At 70.4% G+C, this 15,535-nt stretch carries 13 protein-coding genes; 10 read left to right on the top strand and 3 right to left on the bottom strand.

Features of this window, described 5'->3' with window-relative positions; translation table 11 throughout:
• The first annotated feature begins 89 nt into the window (after positions 1-89).
• The gene (locus tag ISO16_RS22325; protein ID WP_029541366.1) at positions 90-1,322 is read left to right on the top strand and encodes a MalY/PatB family protein; all 1,233 of its coding nucleotides are present in this window, start codon (positions 90-92) and stop codon (positions 1,320-1,322) included.
• Here the strand turns inward: ISO16_RS22325 and ISO16_RS22320 are convergent.
• Positions 1,293-3,434 (bottom strand): NAD(+) synthase, encoded by a 2,142-nt coding sequence (locus tag ISO16_RS22320; protein WP_072634389.1) that lies wholly within the window; start codon positions 3,432-3,434, stop codon positions 1,293-1,295. The two genes, ISO16_RS22325 and ISO16_RS22320, sit on opposite strands and share 30 nt — an antisense overlap.
• A 202-nt stretch (positions 3,435-3,636) precedes the next feature.
• Between ISO16_RS22320 and ISO16_RS22315 the strand changes: the two genes are divergently transcribed.
• Positions 3,637-4,341, top strand: coding sequence for a GAF and ANTAR domain-containing protein (locus ISO16_RS22315; RefSeq protein ID WP_206530702.1), 705 nt, complete (start codon positions 3,637-3,639; stop codon positions 4,339-4,341).
• Between the two features lie 24 nt (positions 4,342-4,365).
• On the opposite strand, the gene ISO16_RS22310 is transcribed toward ISO16_RS22315, so the two are convergent.
• Positions 4,366-5,112 (bottom strand): Mut7-C RNAse domain-containing protein, encoded by a 747-nt coding sequence (locus ISO16_RS22310; RefSeq protein ID WP_072634388.1) that lies wholly within the window; start codon positions 5,110-5,112, stop codon positions 4,366-4,368.
• Between the two features lie 113 nt (positions 5,113-5,225).
• Here ISO16_RS22310 and ISO16_RS22305 point away from each other — a divergent pair, with 113 nt between their 5' ends.
• The 6 genes from ISO16_RS22305 (at position 5,226) to ISO16_RS22280 (ending at position 11,589) form a co-directional block, all read left to right on the top strand.
• The gene (locus ISO16_RS22305) at positions 5,226-6,302 is read left to right on the top strand and encodes an alkene reductase (RefSeq protein ID WP_072634387.1); all 1,077 of its coding nucleotides are present in this window, start codon (positions 5,226-5,228) and stop codon (positions 6,300-6,302) included.
• Positions 6,303-6,500: 198 nt separating this feature from the next.
• Positions 6,501-7,064 carry an alkyl hydroperoxide reductase subunit C gene (gene ahpC, locus ISO16_RS22300; RefSeq protein WP_050034622.1) on the top strand — a complete coding sequence of 188 codons (564 nt, stop codon included), beginning with the start codon at positions 6,501-6,503 and terminating at the stop codon, positions 7,062-7,064.
• 140 nt (positions 7,065-7,204) lie between these two features.
• Positions 7,205-8,794 carry an alkyl hydroperoxide reductase subunit F gene (gene ahpF / locus ISO16_RS22295; protein WP_072634386.1) on the top strand — a complete coding sequence of 530 codons (1,590 nt, stop codon included), beginning with the start codon at positions 7,205-7,207 and terminating at the stop codon, positions 8,792-8,794.
• 10 nt (positions 8,795-8,804) lie between these two features.
• Entirely contained in the window at positions 8,805-9,722 is a 918-nt protein-coding gene (locus ISO16_RS22290) for a LysR substrate-binding domain-containing protein (RefSeq protein WP_006931958.1), read from the top strand.
• Positions 9,723-9,816: 94 nt separating this feature from the next.
• Entirely contained in the window at positions 9,817-10,422 is a 606-nt protein-coding gene (locus ISO16_RS22285; protein ID WP_006931956.1) for a TetR family transcriptional regulator, read from the top strand.
• Positions 10,423-10,542: 120 nt separating this feature from the next.
• Positions 10,543-11,589 carry a nucleoside hydrolase gene (locus ISO16_RS22280; RefSeq protein ID WP_029541357.1) on the top strand — a complete coding sequence of 349 codons (1,047 nt, stop codon included), beginning with the start codon at positions 10,543-10,545 and terminating at the stop codon, positions 11,587-11,589.
• An 86-nt stretch (positions 11,590-11,675) separates the two neighbouring features.
• On the opposite strand, the gene ISO16_RS22275 is transcribed toward ISO16_RS22280, so the two are convergent.
• Positions 11,676-13,082 (bottom strand): C4-dicarboxylate transporter DctA, encoded by a 1,407-nt coding sequence (locus ISO16_RS22275; RefSeq protein ID WP_006931951.1) that lies wholly within the window; start codon positions 13,080-13,082, stop codon positions 11,676-11,678.
• A 193-nt stretch (positions 13,083-13,275) separates the two neighbouring features.
• On the opposite strand from ISO16_RS22275, the gene ISO16_RS22270 reads away from it, so the two are divergent.
• Positions 13,276-14,832, top strand: a complete 1,557-nt coding sequence (locus ISO16_RS22270) for a sensor histidine kinase (protein WP_072634565.1) — start codon at positions 13,276-13,278, stop codon at positions 14,830-14,832.
• On the top strand, positions 14,829-15,518 hold the full coding sequence (locus ISO16_RS22265) for a response regulator (protein ID WP_072634385.1): 690 nt from the start codon (positions 14,829-14,831) through the stop codon (positions 15,516-15,518). The genes ISO16_RS22270 and ISO16_RS22265 overlap by 4 nt, the downstream gene beginning before the upstream one ends.
• Positions 15,519-15,535: the final 17 nt, after the last annotated feature.

Below are 15,535 nucleotides of genomic sequence, written 5' to 3'. Positions count from 1 at the left end.
CGGATTTCGGGTTCGCTTCCGTCCGGTACGCGGCACGGGCACACTCACTGCATGGACTGCTCGGGGGACCCCCGTTCCGGGACCGTCCGATGACCGGATTGCCTCCGGCATCGGAGGCCCGGTATCCCGGATTCGACGATATCGAGATCGGCGATCTCGTCCGTCGCACCGGGGTCAAGTGGGCACGTGCCGTCCGCGCGGGCGCCCTGCCGGCCTGGGTGGCCGACATGGACTTCCCGATCGCCCCCGAGATCCGGGACGCGCTGTGCGAGTCGGCCCGGTCGGGAGAACTCGGCTACCCCGATTGGCTCGGCGGTACCCCGCTGCGTGCGGAGTTCGCCCGGCGGATGCAGTCCCGATACGGATGGACGGTCGACCCCGCCGACGTCCGGGAGCAGACCGATCTCATCCAGGCCCTGCAACTGATCCTGCACCTGCACACCGAGCGCGGCGACGCCGTCGTGATCCAGACTCCGAACTACCCGCCGTTCCTCGCCACCATCGCGGCCATGGGCCGCAGGACGGTCGAATTCCCGTTCGCCGACACACAGGACGGGTGGCGGCTCGACTTCGAGACGCTCAGGGCGTCGCTCGCCGCCGAGCGCCCGAAAGTGCTCGTCCTGGTCGATCCGCACAACCCGACCGGACGCGTCCACACCCGTTCCGAACTCACCCGCATCGCCGAACTGGCCGTCGAGTTCGACCTTCTCGTCGTCAGCGACGAGATTCATGCGGAGCTGATCTACGCGCCGCACCGGCACATCCCGTTCGCGTCGATCAGTCCGGAGGCGGCAGCTCGGACGATCACCGTCACGTCGGCCGGAAAGGCCTTCAACATCGCCGGACTGCGCTGCGCCGTCGCGCACTACGGGTCGAAGCAGTTGCTCGCCGTGCGGGACGGCGAACCGCCCGACCTGTACGGAACCGTATCGACCCCGGCGGTGCTCGGCACACTGGCCGCATGGCAACGCTGCCAGAGCTGGCAGGACACGCTGCTCCGAGTGCTCGACCGCAACCGGCGACGTGTCGACACGGTCCTGCGCGAGCACCTGCCGGAAGCCCGCCACCATCTGCCGGAAGCCACCTACCTCAGCTGGGTCGATGTCTCGGCCGCACCCGTCGACGATCCGATCCGCCGGATCCGGGACCTCGGCCGGGTGCTGGTCGACGGCGGCAGACCCTTCGGAAGCGCGGCAGCGGGATTCGTGCGGATCAACTTCGCCACGTCGGCGGCTGTCCTCGAGCACATCCTCGACGGCATCTCGGCGGCGATGCGCGGGCGACGAGCCGTCTCACCGCTGACGGAGTTCCTCGGAACCTGATCCGCCCCGGTCCTCCGGCACCTCCCGATCGAGTTCGTCGAGCCAGATGCGCGCGGACGCGTCGGAGGGCGCACGCCAGTCCCCGCGCGGTGAGAGGGACCCCCCGGCGGCGACCTTCGGCCCGTTCGGCATCGCGGACCGCTTGAACTGGCTGAAGGCGAAGAACCGCTGGACGAACACACCCAGCCACCGCCGGATCTCGGGCAGGTCGTACTCGCGGCGGGCGTGCCCGGGATGGCCGGACGGCCAGTCCCCGGCGCCGGCCTCGTGCCAGGCCTGCCATGCGAGGTAGGCGATCTTCGACGGCCGGAACCCGAAGCGCAGCACCTGGAACAGGAAGAAGTCGTGCAGGTCGTAGGGACCGATCGTGGCCTGGGTGCTCTGCGGCGTCTCCCCCTCCTCGACGGGGACGAGCTCGGGACTGATCTCGGTGCCCAGCACGGCCTCGAGGGTGGCGCCGACCTCGTCGTCGAATTGCCCGGACGAGACGACCCAGCGGATCAGATGCTGGATGAGCGTCTTCGGCACCCCGGCGTTGACGTTGTAGTGCGACATCTGGTCCCCGACGCCGTACGTGGACCAGCCCAGCGCGATCTCCGACAGGTCGCCCGTCCCGAGCACCAGGCCGCCGCGCTGGTTCGCGGCCCGGAACAGATAGTCGGTGCGCAGCCCGGCCTGGATGTTCTCGAACGTGATGTCGTAGACCCGCTCGCCGCGCGCAAACGGGTGACCCAGGTCCTCCAGCATCACGCGCGCGGCACGGGTGATGTCGATTTCCTCGAGCGTCACCCCGAGCGAGTGGCACAGCCGGCGGGCGTTCTCCCGGGTCCGGTCGCTCGTCGCGAACCCCGGGAGGGTGAAGGCGAGCACGTCCTCGCGCGGACGGCCGAGGCGGTCCATCGCCTTGACGGCGACGATGAGCGCGTGCGTGGAGTCCAGTCCGCCCGACACGCCGATCACGACCTTCGGACCGCCCCGCGTCGGACCACTCAGCGCACGCAGGCGCTGCTCGAGCCCGGCGACCTGGATGTTGTACGCCTCGTAGCAGTCGTGCTCAAGGCGGGCCGGATCGGACGGCACGAAGGGGTATCGCTCCACCCGGCGCCGCAGCCCGATGTCGGTGAGCGGAGGCGCGAGGGTGAACGCGATACGGCGGAACGCGTCGAGGCGGGCCGCGTGATGACGCCGATTGTCGTCGAAGGTGCCCATGCGGGTGCGCTCGTTGCGCAACAGTTCGAGGTCGACGTCGGCCACCGCGTGCTGTTCGCCGCGCGGGAACCGCTCGGTCTCGGCGAGCAGCATCCCGTTCTCGTACACCATCGCCTGCCCGTCCCAGGACAGGTCGGTGGTGGACTCCCCCGATCCCGCCGCGCAGTACACGTAGGCGGCCAGGCACCGCGACGACGCCGAGCGAGCCAGCAGGTGACGGTCCTCGGCGCGGCCGACGGTGATCGGGCTGCCCGACAGGTTCGCCAGCACCGTCGCGCCGGCCAGGGCGGCCTCCGCGCTGGGCGGGATGGGGACCCACATGTCCTCGCAGATCTCCACGTGGAGCACCAGACCGGGAACGTCGGTGGCCTCGAACAGCAGATCGGGACCGAACGGTGCGTCGTGACCGGCGACCCGGACCGTGCCGCTCGCATCGTCCCCCGGCGCGATCTGCCGGCGCTCGTAGAACTCCCGATACGTCGGCAGATACGACTTGGGGGCGACCCCCAGGACCCGGCCGCGGTGCACGACCGCGACGGCGTTGTAGATCCGGTGCCGATGCCGCAGCGGCAGGCCCACCAGCAGGACGGGCAGCAGGCCGGCCGAGCCGGCGACGATCTCCGCCAGCGCCCGCTCGGCCGCCTCCAGCACGGTGTCCTGCATCGACAGGTCCTCGACCGAGTACCCGGTCAACGTCATCTCGGGAAACACCGCCAGCCCGACCCCGTCGTCATGGCAGACCCGGGCGGCCCGCAGCACCGCCGCCGCGTTGGCCGCCGGATCGACGATCGTCGTCGGCGTCGCGCAGGCCGCGACCCGCAGGAAGCCATGGCGGTAGCTGGACCGGAACTCGGGTCTCGCCGCGGGGACGGGGACGTCCCGAGCGCCGGCTTCGTCGGTCATCGCGCTGCCTCCTTCTCCGTCGCCCGCGCCCTCGCGGCGCCCGGATCGCGTGATCGAATCCTAGGGATCCGGCGGCTCGACGCCACTCGGCGACGTGGAGCGGGCCGGATCCGGACTTTCGCGGCATTATCTCGGCGTTTCGGGGAACACTCCGGTACAGACGACGGAAACTGGGCCCGTCCGCGCGGCACAGGGGGTGGTGATGGCCTACCGGCACAGGGAATTCGTCGCCGCGCTGTCGAAGTTCGCGCAGCGCCTCCTCACCCCGTACGAGGTCGACGCCGCCCTCGACGCAGTCGTCCGCAAGGTGACCACCGTGCTCGAGCTGTCGGGAGCGGGAGTGACTCTGCACATCGACGGCCGGCTCCGGTTCGTCACCGCCGCCGGCGAACAGATCGAGGCGATGGAGCGGTGCCAGGAGCGATTCGCCGCCGGACCGTGCGCGCACGCCTTCGCCCACGGCGAGACCATCGCCGTCTCCGATGTGCGCCGCCGCGACGATCTGTGGCCGGAGTTCGCCGCCGAGGCGCGACGGCGGGAGATCGCCGCCGTCGCCGGTGTCCCGATGCAGCTCGGCGAGGTCAAGGTCGGCGCCCTGGACCTCTACTGCCGCGAGCCCCGGGAATGGGCCGACGACGAGCTCGCCGCCGCGCAGGTGTTCGCCGACATGGCCACCGGCTACATCGTCAACTCGGACAAGCTGCGCCAGCAGGAGCAGCTCTCCGCGCAACTGCAGACCGCGCTCGACACCCGCATCGTCGTCGAGCAGGCCAAGGGCATCACCGCCCAGGCCCGCGGCGTCACGCCGGCCGCGGCGTTCGAGCTGATCCGCGCCTACGCGCGCCGCCATCAGGCGCCGGTGCGCGCCGTCGCGCAGGCGATCGTCGACGTCGGGTTGCGCATCTGACGTCGAGGTGCGCATCTGAGGACGTCAGACCTCCGCAGCGATCTCCCGCACGAGGGCGACCAGCTTCCGGTGATGCGACCCAGCCCAGTAGATGCGGCCGCAGTCCGTGCACCGGGAGAACTCGTCGTAGAAGCGGCGGGTGAGCGGCTCGAGCCGATCGAGGACCTCGTCCTTGGGCACCGGGTCGAGCCGGCCGTTGCAGCGCAGGCACCGGGTGAGCGGGGCGAACCGCGCCGCGAGATCGAGCCGGCGGACGACCTCGACGATCTGCTCGAGCGGGCGGTCGGCGTGCACGAACAGCCCGTGGGTGATCTCCCGGCGCTCGAGCAGTCCCCGGTCGCGGGTCAGCAGGATCCGCTGATCCGCACGCCCGATCCTCGCCAGCTCCGCGTCGTCCATGTCGGACGTCCAGATCACGTCGAACCCCAGCAACCGGAGCAGGCGCGCCAGCCGGCCCAGGTTGACGTCGACCACGAACCGGGGGTCACGCAGGGGAACCGGGCGCAGCCGGGTGATCGGCTCGATGTCGAGCGCCTCGAACAAGGGATAGACCGCTATGCGGGCGCCCGAGTGCGGCCGGTACGCGAAATCCACCGGCTCGCCGTCGACCACGATCAGATCGACCTCGGTGTGCGGTATGCCCATCGCCTCGACGACGTCCTTGACCGTCTGATGGGCACGGAACGGCCGCCGCACCGCGATGCCCCGCGACTCGGGCGCCACGAAGTCGTTCAGCTCGGCGTACGCCCGGACCTCGACGTGGCCGGTCATCGGACCATCTTCGCGCGCAGCATGACCCGGCACAACCGCCGCGGCGGGCGTGACGCCGGTCGCAGTCGGTCACGTTCGGGAATCGCGGGTACGCCAGCCCGGTTGCGCCCGACATGGATTTGTTTACACCTGTCACCCTCGGAGACCTCGAACTCGCCAATCGCGTTGTCATGGCCCCACTGACCCGGCTGCGGTCCGGCGCCTCCGGCGTCCCCGGAGACCTGGTGGTCGAGCACTACCGGCAGCGGGCGAGTGCCGGGCTGATCATCGCCGAGGGCACCTATGTGAACCACGAATCGCAGGCCTTCGTCGGCCAGCCGGGGATCGTCACCGGCGAGCAGGAGGCCGGCTGGCGGCGGGTGGCCGAGGCGGTGCACGATCGCGGCGGCCGCATCGTGCTGCAGGTGATGCACGGCGGCCGGGTCACGCACCCCGACGTGAACGGCGGCCGGCGGGTCGTCGCCCCGAGCGCGATCGCGATCGACGGTGTGGGGCACACGGAGAAGGGCAAGCAGCCGTACCCGGTGCCGCACGCGCTGACCACGGAGGAGGCGCGGGCGATCATCGGGGACTTCGTCGCCGCGGCCCGCCGGGCGATCGAGGCCGGGCTGGACGGCGTGGAGATCCACAGCGCCAACGGCTACCTGCTGCACGAATTCCTCTCCCCGGCCGCCAATCAGCGCGCCGACGAGTACGGCGGTTCGCCGCAGAACCGGGCCCGTTTCGTCGTGGAGGTGGTCACGGCGGTGGCATCGGCCATCGGCGCCGGGCGGGTCGGGCTGCGGATCTCGCCGGAGCACAACATCCAGGACGCCTACGAAACCGACCGGGACGACGTCCTGGCCACCTACGGCGCCCTGCTCGAACAGGTGCGCCCGCTGAATCTGGCCTACCTGTCCGTGCTGCACGCGGACCCGGCCGGTGAGTTGGTGCAGGAGCTGCGCCGGCGTTTCGGCGGCAGGCTGATCGCCAACAGCGGCTTCGCGTCGCCGACCACCCGTGCGGAGGCGGTGCAGCTGATCGAGGCCGCCCATGCCGACGCCGTGGCGGTGGGCCGGGCGCTCATCGCCAATCCCGATCTGGTCGAGCGCTGGCACGGCGAGCACCCGGAGAACGAGCTGCGGCCGGCGTTGTTCTACTCGCCGGGCGCCGAGGGCTACACCGACTACCCGTTCCTGCAGGCGGGCTGAGCCTCAGGGCTGCGCCGGCCCCGCTCGGCAGCGGAGAGAACAACTCTCGCCGTCTTCATGGTGCGGTGACGGGCGCGACCAATCATACCGATAGATGCAGACTATCAATCGAATCAGACCGGTCGATTGGCATTATCTATCGAAAGTCGTTAGTGTTCACAACGTCAGAAACCCATATCGACCGAACAGAGGTTCAACGTGGCCCTGATCAACAAGCAGATCAAGCCCTTCTCCGCGACCGCCTACCAGGAGGGCGGCTTCGTCTCCGTGTCCGACGAGGACATCAAGGGCAAGTGGGCGATCTTCTTCTTCTACCCGGCCGACTTCACCTTCGTCTGCCCGACGGAGCTCGGCGACCTGGCCGACCACTATGAGGAGCTGCAGAAGCTCGGCGTCGAGGTCTTCTCGGTCTCCACCGACACCCACTTCACGCACAAGGCGTGGCACGACTCGTCCGAGACCATCGGCAAGATCAAGTACGCCATGATCGGCGACCCGACCCTGCAGATCAGCACCAACTTCGAGGTGCTGCGTGAGAACGAGGGCCTGGCCGACCGCGGCACCTTCCTCGTCGACCCGGACGGCATCATCCAGTTCACCGAGGTCACCGCGGAGGGCATCGGCCGCAACGCCGCCGAACTCGTCCGCAAGGTCAAGGCCGCCCAGTACGTCCGGTCGCACCCGGGCGAGGTCTGCCCGGCCAAGTGGGAAGAGGGCGACGACACCCTCGCCCCGTCGCTGGACCTCGTGGGCAAGATCTGACGCACCCGGATTCGACACCCCGGTAGTGCGGCGCGGGGTCCGGTCCGCCGGACCCCGCGCCACCCCCGGAGCGCCGAACCACCCGGCGCAGTTCCCTTCGCCCCGATCACCGTTCCGCCCCGTCGATGGAGTAGATCCCTATGCTCGAAGCCTCGCTTGCCGGCCAACTGAAGTCCCTCCTCGAGCGGCTGACCCTGCCGATCGAGCTCGTGTCCTCCCTCGACGACGGACCCAAGTCCGCCGAACTCGCCGAACTGCTCACCGAGATCGCGGCGATGTCGGACAAGGTCACCTACGAGCGTCGCGACGACGACGCGCGTCGCCCGTCCTTCGCGGTGCGCCGCGTCGGCACCGACATCGAGGTCCGCTTCGCCGGCATCCCGCTGGGCCACGAGTTCACCTCGCTCGCGCTTGCTCTGCTCCAGGTCGGCGGTTACCCGTCGAAGGAGCCCGAGGAGCTGCAGCAGCAGGTGCGAGACCTGGACGGCGAGCTGCACTTCGAGACCTACTTCTCGTTGTCCTGCCAGAACTGCCCCGACGTCGTGCAGGCCCTGAACCTGATGTGCGTGCTCAACCCGCGCATCAAGCACGTCGCGATCGACGGCGCCCTGTTCCAGGACGAGGTCGACGGACGTCAGGTGATGGCCGTGCCGACGGTGTACCTCAACGGCGAGCTGTTCGACTCGGGCCGCATGAGCCTCGAGCAGATCATCGGCAAGCTCGACACCGGCGCCGCGGATCGGGCGGCGGCCGCGATCGACGAGAAGGACCCGTTCGACGTGCTCGTCGTCGGCGGCGGTCCGGCCGGTGCCGCGGCCGCGATCTACGCCGCCCGCAAGGGCATTCGCACCGGTGTCGTCGCCGAGCGCTTCGGCGGCCAGGTGCTCGACACGATGGCGATCGAGAATTTCGTCTCCGTGCCCTACACCGAAGGCCCCAAGCTCGGCGCCGCACTCGACAACCACGTCCGCCAGTACGACGTCGACATCATGAACGTGCAGCGTGCGGCGAAGCTCGTGCCTGCGACCGAGGGCGGCCTCGTCGAGGTCGAACTCGAGAGCGGCGCCTCCCTGCTCGCCCGCAGCGTGATCCTGTCCACGGGTGCACGGTGGCGTTCGATGAACGTGCCCGGCGAGACCGAGTACCGGAACAAGGGCGTGACCTACTGCCCGCACTGCGACGGACCGCTGTTCAAGGGCAAGCGCGTCGCCGTGGTCGGCGGGGGCAACTCCGGCGTCGAGGCCGCGATCGATCTCGCCGGCGTCGTCGCGCACGTCACGCTCATCGAGTTCGACTCGGTGCTGCGCGCCGACGAGGTGCTGCAGCGCAAGCTGCGCAGCCTGCCGAACGTCGACATCGTCGTCAGTGCGCTGACCACCGAGGTCCTCGGCGACGGTCAGAAGGTCACCGGCCTGACCTACCAGGACCGCACCACCGAGACCGCGCACACGCTCGAACTCGAGGGCATCTTCGTCCAGATCGGCCTGCTGCCCAACACCGAGTGGCTCGCCGGGACGGTCGAGCTGTCGCCGCGCGGCGAGATCGTCGTCGACGACCGCGGCCAGACCTCGGTGCCCGGCGTGTTCGCCGCCGGCGACTGCACCACGGTGCCGTACAAGCAGATCATCATCGCCGCCGGTGCCGGAGCGACGGCAGCGCTCGGCGCGTTCGACCATCTCATCCGCACCAGCGCCCCGGCCGAGGACTCGGTCGCCGCGGTCGTCCGATAGTTCGTCCCTCGTGAACCTGCGTGATCTCGAGTACCTGGCCGCGGTGGCGCATCACCGCCACTTCGGCCGGGCGGCGGAGGCCTGCTACGTCAGTCAGCCGACGCTGTCGACCCAGATCCGCAAGCTCGAACAGGAACTCGGCGTCGAACTCGTCGAGCGGAGCCCGCGTCAGATCACCCTGACCGACGCGGGCCGGCAGATCGTGGAGCGGGCCCGGATCATTCTGAGCGAGACCGCGAACATTCGCGAGATCGCCCGGCAGTCCTCCGACCCGGAGTCGGGCACGCTCCGCATCGGCCTGTTCCCGACCCTCGCCCCGTACCTGCTCCCCCATGTCGTACCGAAGGTGCGGGCGAGGTTCCCCGACCTCGAACTGCTGTTGATCGAGGAGAAGACCGAGGACCTCCTCGAGCGGCTCCGCGGCGGCGACCTCGACGTCGCCGTGCTGGCGCTCCCGGTCAACGACGAACACCTGCACCAGGAGTACCTGTTCTCCGAGGACTTCGTGCTCGCCGTCCCGGCCACGCATCCGCTGGCCGCCACGGCCGAACCTGCCCCTATGTCGGTGATCGCGGACGAGAGCCTTCTGTTGCTCGAGGACGGTCACTGCCTGCGGGACCAAGCCCTCGAGGTGTGCCGGTTGACCGGAGCCGCCGAACGCAACGGCTTCCGGGCGACGAGCCTGGAGACCCTGCGTCAGATGGTGATCGCCGGGGTCGGGGTGACACTGTTGCCCCGCCTGGCCGTCACCACCCCGGTCACCCAGCCGCCGGACATCCGGCTGCTGCGCTTCGAAGATCCCGTCCCGCATCGCCGCATCGGCATGTTCTGGCGCAAGAGCAGCGGCTTCCGCGACTTCCTGCCTCAGCTCGCCGAGATGTTCCGCCAGCTCCCCGCCGGCCTGGTCGACACGACACCGCCCTCCTGAGCCGGCAACCCGAGGCGACGGCCGGGTCGCCGCCCGCACGCCGGCATCGACGGAGGTGGTCATAATCGCAGGACACCGGCTGAGGAAGGACCGCATGAACGTCGACATCCCCCGCGATCTGCGGACCCGGCGCCGCCTGGACACCCACCAGGAGATCCACCGGGCTGCCCTCGAGTTGTTCGAGGAACAGGGCGTCCGCGAGACCACCGTCCAGCAGATCTCCGACCGGGTCGGCATCTCGGCCCGCACCTTCTTCCGGTACTTCACCTCCAAGGAGCAGGCCGCCCTGCCCGGACAGCGCCGCCTGCTCCTGGTGATCGACGCCCTGGAGGTCTCCGGCCCGGATCCCGCCGCCGTCCTGAGAAGCGTCGAGGCCGCCGCGGAGGCGGTGATGAGCCGGGAGACCGACCCCGACCTGGAGGAACACCGGCGCGTCGCGCGCCTGCTGGCGAAAGAGCCCGACCTGCAGGCGCTCGCCGCATCGCAGGAGCAGGTCCTCACGTCCCGCCTCCGGGCCCGCCTGACCGAACAGCTCCCGCACTACGACCCGGCGACGATCCTGCTGGTCGCCGAGACGGCCGTGGCCGTGTGGCGCACGAGCTGGGAGCGTTGGGGCGAACTCGCCCTCGCGGGCGAGGCCGCGGAACCGGTGGAGGTCTACCGCCGCTGCCGCGAGGAGTTGCGGCGCATCGTCGGCTGAGACCGCACTCGCACTGCCCGAGCCGCGATCGGCCGTCCGTCCGCGGTGTGGTCGGCATCCACACCCATCCGGCCCGCCCCGACCGTTCCGGGCCGCGGCCGCGTACTGCAGGATGGGCGGGTGCCCGAACCCACCCGCCTCGTCGCCGACGTCGACACCGGCATCGACGATGCACTCGCCCTGCTCTACCTGCTGGCGAGTCCGGACGCGGAGATCGTCGCGGTGCTCTCCACCGCGGGGAACGTGCCCGTGCAGCAGGTCACCACGAACAACCTGGCGTGGCTGCAGGTGTGCGGCCGGCCGGACATCGAGGTCGCCGTCGGCTCCGAGGCCCCGCTCGTCGCGCCGCTGATGACCACCGAGGACACGCACGGCCCGCGCGGCGTCGGTTACGCCGACCTGCCCGCCCCCGGACGCGGCCCGTCGGGTCGCAGCGCCGCCGAGGCATGGGTGGAGCTGACCCGCGCCCACCCCGGCGAACTCGTCGGGCTCGTCACCGGTCCGCTCACCAATCTCGCACTGGCGGTCCGGCTCGACCCGGAACTCCCCCACCGGTTGCGTCGTCTGGTCGTGATGGGCGGGGCGTTCAACTACCCGGGCAACACCACACCCACCTCCGAGTGGAACGTCGCGGTGGACCCCGAGGCCGCGAAGGCGGTGTTCGACGCGTTCTCCGCGGTCGAGCCCGGCCGTCGGCCGATCGTGTGCTCCCTCGACACCACCGAGTCCATCGCGATGCGACCGGAACACCTGCGACGGCTCGCCGAGACCGCGGGGAGCGTGCCGGCCGAAATCCTCTCGCCGGACGATCCGCGCGGCCTGCGCTCCGAGGCGTCCCACCCGGTCGTGCGGTACCTGTCCGACGCGCTGCGCTTCTACATGGAATTCCACCGCGATCAGGATCAGGGTTTCCTGGCACACGTCCACGATCCGTTCGCGGCGGCGGTCGCCCTGGGAGCGGTGCCCGTCACCACCCGTCCGGCGACGGTCGACGTCGAACTCGACGGCCGGCTCACCCGCGGCACCACCGTCGCCGACTGGTCCGGCATGTGGGGCCGGCAACCGAACGCCGAGATCGTCGTCGCCACCGACCCGCCGCTGTTCTTCGACCACCTCGTCGAGCGGGTCGGGGCGCACCTCGCCGCGCTGTCCCGGACGCACGTCTGACCGAACGCCTGTGGCCGAATGTCACACCGGCTCGATCTGATCGAACCGGTGTGACATTCGGCCACAAGGGGTTTCGCGGAGGTGGGTCAGGCGCGTGCCAGCACCTTCTCTTCCGGCTCGGCGGCGACGGCCGGCTTCGGCTCGGCGACCGGACCGTGGCCGTCGTCGACCATGGTCTCCTCGTCGAACGGGATGCGGCCGGCGAGGACGTCGCGGACGCGGCCGCGGTCGACGGTGCCGGTCCACGTTCCCACCAGCAGGGTGGCGACGGCGTTGCCGGAGAAGTTGGTGACCGCGCGCGCCTCGGACATGAACCGGTCGATGCCGACGATGAGGCCGACGCCGTCGAGCAGCTCCGGACGGTGGCTCTGCAGGCCGCCGGCGAGCGTGGCCAGGCCCGCGCCGCTCACTCCGGCCGCGCCCTTCGACGCGACGATCATGAACACCAGCAGGGAGAGCTGCTCGGCCAGGGACAGCGGCGAACCGAGCGCATCGGCGATGAAGAGCGAGGCCATCGTCAGGTAGATGGCGGTGCCGTCCAGGTTGAACGAGTAGCCGGTGGGGACCACGACGCCGACGGTGGTGCGCTCGACACCGACGTGCTCCATCTTCGCGATGAGTCGGGGCAGCGCGGACTCGGACGAGGACGTCGCGAAGATCAGCAGGTATTCGCGGGCCAGGTACTTGACCAGCTTGAAGATCGACACCCCGGACACCATGCGCAGCAGGGAGCCCAGCACACCGAACACGAACAGCACGCAGGTGAGGTAGAACCCGATCATGAGGGTGCCGAGCTGGACGACCGCGCCGAGACCGGTCTGCCCGACCACGTTGGCGATGGCGCCGAAGGCACCGATCGGAGCGAGCCACAGGATCATCGACAGGATCTTGAACACGAGCTTCTGCACGTAGCCGATGCCTCGCAGGACCGGCTCGCCGGTCTTCCCGAGGGCCTGCAGCGCGAAGCCGACCAGCAGTGCGACGAACAGGGTCTGCAGCACGCTGCCCTCGGTCAGCGCCGACAGCAGCGACGTGGGGATGATCGACGCGATGAAGTCCATGGTCCCGCCCGCGGCGTGGGCCTTGTCGGCCAGCGCGGCACCGGTGCCGGCGGTCTCCGGAGAGAGGTTCAGGCCGCTGCCCGGATCGAGCAGGTTACCCACCCCCAGGCCGATAGCGAGCGCGACGGTGGACATGCCGAGGAAGTACACCATCGCCAGGCCGCCGACCTTGCCGACGCTGGCGGCGGCCCGCACCGAGCCGATGCCGAGGACGATCGTGCAGAAGATGACCGGGCTGATCATCATCTTGATGAGATCGACGAACATCGTGCCGAGGACGCCGAACGACTTGGCGACGTCCGGGGCGAGCCAGCCGACGAGGACGCCGGCCACCACCGCCACGATGACACCGACGTAGAGCCAGTGCGTCCGGTCTTTGCGCTTGGCCGGCGACTTGGCACCGGGTGGCCGGGAGTCTGTGGACGTGCTCATGGCGGATCCTCTCGGATGGGACGTTTCGGGGGACTTCGTGATCGCGGTCACGTTCCTGATAGAAATGGTGGTAGCGCAGCCTCACCCGGTGAAGATTGCGTTCATTTCGTTCAGGTGATGTCGCGCTCACGAGGCGGACCCACCGGCATCCGGAAGGAGTACGTCCGTGCCGCCGACCGCGCACCGGCCGTCGATGAGCGTGGCACGTCAGCTGCTGGTGCTGCAGCTGGCTGTGCTCGCCCTGGTCATCGCCGCAGGTACCGTCCTCGTCGGGATCGACGAGCGCCGCGACAGCGACGACGCCACCCGCCGCACCGTCCTCGCCATCGCCGAATCCCTGGCCGGGTCCGACTCGACGGCCGCGGCGCTGCGCACGCCGGACCCGACCGCGGTGCTGCAACCGCGCACCGAACGGATCCGGGAGGCGACGGGCACCGACTTCATCGTGGTGATGGCGCCGGACCGGACCCGGTACACCCACACCGACCCCGCGATGATCGGTCTGCCGTTCAGCGGCAACATCGAACCGGCCCTCGCCGGCACCGCGTTCACCGAGACCTACGCCGGCTCGCTCGGCCCGTCCATCCGGGCGGTGGCGCCGATCCTCGACGACGAACGCGTCGTCGGCCTGGTCGCCGTCGGCGTCACCCGCGCGAAGGTCGCCGACCAGTTCGCCCGTGGGCTGCCCGCCCTCCTGGGCCTGTCGGCCGCGGCCCTGGCCGTCGCGGCCGCCGGCGCCGTGCTCGTCAGCCGGCGCCTGCGCCGCCAGACCCTCGGACTCGCACCGGACGAGCTGCGCCGGCTCTACGAGCACCACGACGCGGTCCTCCACGCGATCGGCGAGGGCCTGATCGTGCTCGGCACCGACGAGCCCGCACGTGTGGAGGTCGTCAACGACGAGGCGCGGCGCCTGCTCGGCCTCGGCGACGGCCCGGTCACGACGGAGGACCTGCCCGAGGCGCTGCGGGTGGCCGGCTCGGACCCGGACGCCCGCGGCGACGTACTTCTCACCGAGGACCGTGTCCTGGTCGTCGACCGCAGCCCGGTGCAGTGGGAGGGCCGACGGATCGCCACGGTGATGACGTTGCGGGATCGCACCGAATTGCGGACGGTGCTGGGCGAACTGGACTCGGTGCGCGGATTCGCCGACGCGCTGCGCGCGCAGGCACACGAGTCGGCGAACCGGCTGCACACCATCGTCACGATGGTCGAACTGGGACGCCCCGAGGAGGCGGTCGCGTTCGCGACGGAGGAGCTGCGCCTGTCGCAGCAGCTCATCGACCGGCTCACCGCGTCGGTGCAGGAACCCGCGCTGGTCGCCCTGCTGCTGGGGAAGATCAACGACGCCGCCGAGCGCGGCGTGGAGCTGACCGTCACCGACGACACCGCACTGGGCGCGACGCCGCTCGGCACCCGGGACCTGGTGACGCTCGTCGGCAACCTGGTGGACAACGCCATCGACGCCGCGCGGGCCGTCGACGAGCCCTGGGTGGAAGTGACGATACGGCAGGATGATTCGAACATGATCGTCGAGGTGGCGGACAGCGGGCCGGGGATGTCGCCGGAAACCCTCGCCCGTGCCATGGCGCGGGGTTACTCCACGAAGGCGGACCACCACGGCCTGGGCCTGGCCCTCGTCGCGCAGGTGGTGGCGCGGCACCGCGGCACTCTGCGGACCGAACCGTCGCTGGGTTCGATGGTCGTCGCGGAGATCCCCCTGCAGGCCGAGCACGGAGGCGGCGCACGATGATTCGCGTCCTCGTCGTGGAGGACGAGCCACGCATCGCCGACGCCCACCTCGCCTACGTCGATCGGCTGCCGCAGTTCACGGTCGTCGCCGTCGCCAACACCGGGCAGGCCGCGCTGCGCGCCGTCGCCGACGCCGCGCGGACCGCCGAGCCGGTGGATCTGGTGTTGCTGGACATCGGCCTGCCCGACATGAGCGGCCTCGACGTGGCTGCGGCGATGAGCGGGATCCGCCCGAGCCCGGACATCATCGCCGTCACCTCCGCCCGCGACCTCGAGATCGTCCGCACCGCCGTCGCCCGGGGCATCGTGCTGTATCTGCTCAAGCCGTTCACATTCGCGGCCCTGAGCGACAAGCTCGACCACTACCTGGCCTACCGCGACGCGCTCGGCGCCTCGGGCACGGCCACCGGCCAGCACGACATCGACCGGGCGATGGCTGCGCTGCGGACCTCCGATCCGCGCGCCTCGTCCCCGAAAGGCGTTGCGCCGCAAACCCTCGATGCGGTGGCCCGGTGCCTGCGGGACGCGTCGCGCCCGCTGACGGCCGCCGAGGTGGGCAGCGCGGTAGGCGTGTCCCGGGTGACGGCGTGGCGGTATCTGGAGCGCCTGGCCGATGACGGCGTCGCCTCCCGGCACACCGAGTACGGCCGTGCCGGCCGTCCGCAGATCCGCTACGCCCCGCGCTGAGCGGCGGCACGCGGTGG

Source organism: Rhodococcus sp. M8 (assembly GCF_015654185.1).
GTDB lineage: Bacteria > Actinomycetota > Actinomycetes > Mycobacteriales > Mycobacteriaceae > Rhodococcus > Rhodococcus aetherivorans.
This window is presented reverse-complemented; position numbering and strand designations above follow the sequence as displayed.